Origin of the sequence: Fibrobacter sp. (assembly GCA_012523595.1) — a bacterium.
Taxonomy (GTDB): Bacteria; Fibrobacterota; Chitinivibrionia; order Chitinivibrionales; family Chitinispirillaceae; genus JAAYIG01.
This window is the reverse complement of record JAAYIG010000156.1, coordinates 1-5274: the sequence shown is the minus strand read 5'-3', so window position 1 is coordinate 5274 and position 5274 is coordinate 1. Positions and strand designations below refer to the sequence as shown.

Below are 5274 nucleotides of genomic sequence, written 5' to 3'. Positions count from 1 at the left end.
CTCGATCCCAACCGGACGGAAAATCTAGCTACAATAGACCACCACCTGCGAGAGTATGCAGGGATGAGGCAAAGAATCCACAAGGGTGGTACTATGCCCCTGCGACTCGCGTGGAATCTTTACGGAAACTGGACAGATTTAAACTGGGCAGATGACTGGTCGTGGAATCCGGAGGCTCAGGATGATGACGGAGGAGTTTACTATCCGATAACAGGGGACTGGACCGATCCGGATAATCCCGACGTTCCAGTAAACAACTGGGATCCCAAAAGCTGTGAGATCGCTAAATATACTGTAGATAATGTTCTGGTTGAGGAGTGGGACGGATACACATGGCGACGCGTTTTCGGCAATGGACCGCTTCCGGGCAGGGATGCTATCAATGTAATTATCCGTGATACAATTCCAGCGGGACTTACTTTTGTCGAATTTACCAGTGAACCACCTCTGGGAGTCACTCCAAAGATTGACGGGAATGTAATCACCTGGATTGTCCCTAAACTCCAGATCAAAGAAAAGGGGACAATAAGTTACAAAGTCAAAGCTGCCGGTGTCTGTCCCATACAGGACAAAAATATCATGACCAGAGCCTGGATTCAGGCTGACAAGGAATCTCCTGTGTCAGACAGTGTGGCAGTGCTTGTCACCTGTGATGAAGTTCCGCCTCCGCCTCCTCCACCCACCACCATGTACAAAGTGGCAGATAAAAGTTCCTATATGGAGGGCGATACTGTTGTTTACACCATCGCGTATAAACAGACTCATGGAAGTGTTGTAACCGATATTTCCAATCAGGCAGACTGGATTGACAGGACAGGTAATGGAAAGATGAGTATCGGGGCAGACGGGACTATCAGTTACAATAAACAGAATGCCCGGATGGTTCACAAGTATTCTTATGGGGTCAATGGGAGTATCGGCGGGACAATTAAGCCTGCCACCTACAGTGAATTTTCCCTTGTATTGCGTGACAACGGCAGCGATTTTGTCGAGGTCCGCATGAAACACGAATGGGGAGAGATGTTGATCTCGTTTTATAACAACGGTACCCGGGTAGGAGATCAGCAGACGTTCACATACAAGGATTTTCCCAATGAGTTTAATTTCAAGATACTTCTTTCTGCAGATACGATCAGTTTCTGGGCCGGGGATACCTCAGCCCTGCTTCCCAATGTCCGCCAGAGCGGAATTGCAGTGAGAGCCGGACATGCCGGGGTAAAATCCGGCAATGATGCAGGTGCCACAATTACCGGTTTTAATACTAATCTCGATGCTGGTTTTAATGTGTCAATCAGCGATGCTGTTCCGGGCGGCCTGACATTTATAAATGCCGGAGGGATGATAAATACGGGAAGTCATGCCGGGACGCAAATTCCGGTTAGTTATAGTGATGGAGTGCTGAAATGGCAGGTGGTTTCCGGAGATACATACCTTGGAGCAAACGATTCGGTAACGGTCTGGTTCAGGGCTTTGTGCACTGAATGCAGAAGTGACACTATTATAAATACTGCTTATACCACCCTGCTGGGTTACCCTGATGATAAAATTGCTGCGCAGGTCCGGACACCATGTATTGAAGAACCTGATGATCCTGATCATGTGGATATTGTGCTTGACACCACAAAAATCAATCTGAGAGGTGATCATCTGGAAAGCACTGTGACAATGGATGCCGGGACCAGAAGTATCCAGTTGTATGCGGTTGTCAGGGATGCGGACGGCAACTATATCGAGAAGGCATCGCTTGCTGTCTGGGAGAGCCGCAACGAAGGTATTGTTACCGTGTCCGATGTACCGGGAGTCTCATTTTCGACATTTGTGAACAAGACAGGAAGCGGTTCCGTGGTTGTAGTAGTCAGCCAGCAGGGGCTGAAACCGGATTCGATCACTGTCATCGCGGAGGCAGCACCACCCTGGCCGGTTATCTCTTCCGCTGTGATGCAGGATACTGATGGTGATCTTGTTCCGGACAGAATCTTCATTACCTTAAACGATACTTTTCATATAAATCAAAAGCTTGACAATGTACTGATTGACTACAGGGGAAATGTATACAATATCCCTGCAGCTAATACTGATCTTCAGGACGTGAATCTTACAGTTCCATTTACATCTCAGTCCGGAACAGATCCTGTGCCCACAGGCATGGTGACCATAATCCTGACTGCTGAGGGCAGTTCCAGGCAGTCCTCTAAAACATTTACCGATGGAGTGGGACCGGCATTAAGTAATGCTTTCCTTTCCGAAAATCTCTCTGGAGATACCGATACCCTTTCAATCGCTTTTTCAGAGCAGATCAGCATGACAAATCTAGTCGGGCCGAACCTTCAACTGATAAAAAGCTCCACAGGAGAGAGGGTTACTCTTACTGTGCTTTCAATAATATCTGGTGGAGGCAGCCAGAACACACTGGTGGCAGTGCAGAGCGCTTCCAGTATTCGACCTGCCGAAGGGGATTCTCTGAGGCTTGTTCCAGGAGAGCAGGGAGGGAGTGTAACCGATTTGGCCGGCAACAAACCTCATCTGCTCAACCGTCCTGTTGTTATCAGAGGTAAACCGGCTCCTTTGACAGGTGGATGGTATGTGGATGAAACCGGAGATGGAGTGGTGGATGCAGTGTATCTGCGCTTCCACAGGTCAGTTGATATAAATGACATGCTGTTTTCACTTTCCTGGGGCGGATCGCAGCGTCTCAACAGTATTACCTCTGAATACTTCACATACAGCGGAAGCACCAGCGTAGTGAAAGTGGCTTTACCGGACAGCTTTAAAGTTGGAACAGGTATCAAGACATCAGGAGCCATGTTCGTACTGGTGGAGTCAGTTGCTTTTCCGGAACTCTGGCGCAGTATCGAAGCTGCTGACAGCGCTGCACCTGTGATCGAGAAGGCTGCTATCTTTACTGGAAGTGCAATTGATGAGAACACAGTGGCACCTGACACACTTGAGGTGTATTTCACTGAAAAAGTGGCCATCACTCCGCTGAAAAATCCATTTCAACTGCTTCAGCCTCCATCAACCGAGTACTCCCTTTCTGAACTCAACCAGATATCGTTGAATCAGAATGTTGCCAGATTTACTTTCCGTACTCCTTCCGGGACAGTCAATCCGAAAAACGGAGACAGCATAAGAATCAATCCGGAATCGACAGTATCTGATACATCGGGTTCATTTCAGAACAATCCATCCAACCGTTATGTAAAACTGGAGATGAACAGGCGCAGTGTACCCTGGGTCGTACAGGCTGGTCCCAATCCCTTCAATCCTACTTTGGGCCAGGCAATTACTATCAGAGTCGGGGCATCACTGCAGTCTCCCATACGACCTGAGATCACTGACATCTCAATAAAGATGTTTGATGCTGTTGGTAATCAGATTCTGCCTGATGTCCGCTTGTCGGAAACCAGAAACGGGTTTGAGTTCAGGTGGAATGGAAGAAACAAAAATAACCGGATTGTAGCAACTGGTGTCTATCTCTGTGTAATTAAGTTCCATGATGGCACAGGGACACAGATACAGAAGGTGATGGTTGCTGTAGACAGGTAGGTTTCCCGGGGCTTACATTATGCTCTTCAAAGGCCCCGGATGTTTGTTTCGGGCGGTATGATGACCTGGGAGAAAGTGCTCTTAACAAACACACCCTCACCCTGTCCGTAGTTCATGTGAAAGCTGGAATCCAGCCCTGAAAAACTTCACTGATGATTTCTGGTAGGGAAATCGATATTGATACCCAGGGAAATGCGGGTTGATAAATACCGATTAAAAATATCATTTCTTAGTCAGGATAATCACGGTAAAGGTACAGGCTTTACAATTATGATTCAGATCTGTACCTGAGTTATCTGCACTTTATCTTCTGATTATTACAAATTTCTGATCCGGCCGCTGGTTCTCGTAGCAGAGCCTTATCCACGCAGGACTTCTGGCTCTGTTTGAGATGCGGATCTCATCGAGTTTTCCCCTGAAATACCTGTCATCGATATCCGATCTCCTTCCAAGCATCACGTTGTGGGAATAGTCTGCTTTGATTGAATCTGCCTTGATGACAGTTACAGAATCGGCCAGAGTGCCATTTACGTACAGATAATAGGCGTTTCCGGAGCTGACTGCTGCCAGGAAATGCCATGATCCGGACTCGGCAGGAGCATCGGTACAGACCCATCCCTCCATCGATTTGTACACATAAAAATTCCAGAGGTAGTATCTGTTTATCTGGAGCCCGTACTGGAAATTGCCTTTTGATATTATATCCTGATAAAAGGTGTCAAGATTCTCTGTATTGACCCACGCAGAAAGAGTGAATGCTCCATCCTGGGGATAACTCAGTGCTCCATCAGCGGAATTTGGAATCTCGATATATCCCGAATCACTGAATTCAAGTCCTTTACCGATAATGCAATCCCTGCTGGTCAGTTTAGAGCCTGCAGGTGTTCCGTGAAAAGAATTCTCTGTTGCATCGAGAACCTCTCTACTCCCATCACCTTCAAGATGCCACACTGCCTGAAAACCATTTCCTGTGGTAAATACATCAGCTCCATCCGATTTCATCGATGCATCGTTTTTCCCTGAAAGCATCCTTATCACTGTCAAGCCATCACCGCGGACAGTATCGACCCTGACCCATATCACTGCTTTACCGGAAAGAGAATCCCATAATTCAATCTGACAGGGAAGCGTATCTCCATGGCTGTTTGTAAAACGAATCCGGGGACCGGCATCTGTGGTTGTGCTGAAATCAAAATCAGATGAGCTGAGTCTTATAAGTACCGGGAAATCGAGAATTGTCTCTGAAACTGCAGCCCCATCGCTTCCAGTGTTAAGAAATATATTCTGGACAAGAGGCCAGGAGAGCCCGACTATCAAGGGTTCAGGTGAAGATGACGCCGTTACAGTAACACCATAGACCTCTGTTTTAATCTCCGGATCGTCTTCTGAAGAAAACCGGATTGAATATGTCCCCTCTGGAACGTCTTCAATTGTAAATTCTCCGGTAAGAGGATCGATTGCTGTAACTCTTTCCAGTCCATAGATCTCGGCAATCGCTGATGAGACTTCCATGGTGGAGTTGACAGTTCCGGAAATTGTACTGGTCCTTTTCAGTACAGAACCTAAAGAATCCGTATCACCTGAATCTACCTGAAATGAAACCAGTGCTGCATAACCTTGCCTGTCGTTTATCTCAATTGAGTAGCTGCCCGAATCCAGGTTAGTCAGGAGAACAGATCCTGAATTATCGGTGATTGTGTCAAGATTTTTTGCAGATGTATTTCCAGG

2 protein-coding genes are annotated in these 5274 nt (G+C 47.0%); one reads left to right on the top strand and one right to left on the bottom strand.

Annotated elements, in window-relative coordinates; translation table 11 throughout:
• The first annotated feature begins 63 nt into the window (after positions 1-63).
• Positions 64-3546, top strand: coding sequence for a hypothetical protein (locus tag GX089_10475; protein NLP02910.1), 3483 nt, complete (start codon positions 64-66; stop codon positions 3544-3546).
• Positions 3547-3849: 303 nt separating this feature from the next.
• Here the strand turns inward: GX089_10475 and GX089_10470 are convergent.
• Positions 3850-5274: DUF2341 domain-containing protein (locus GX089_10470; GenBank protein NLP02909.1), on the bottom strand; the 1425-nt coding region annotated here is incomplete at its 5' end.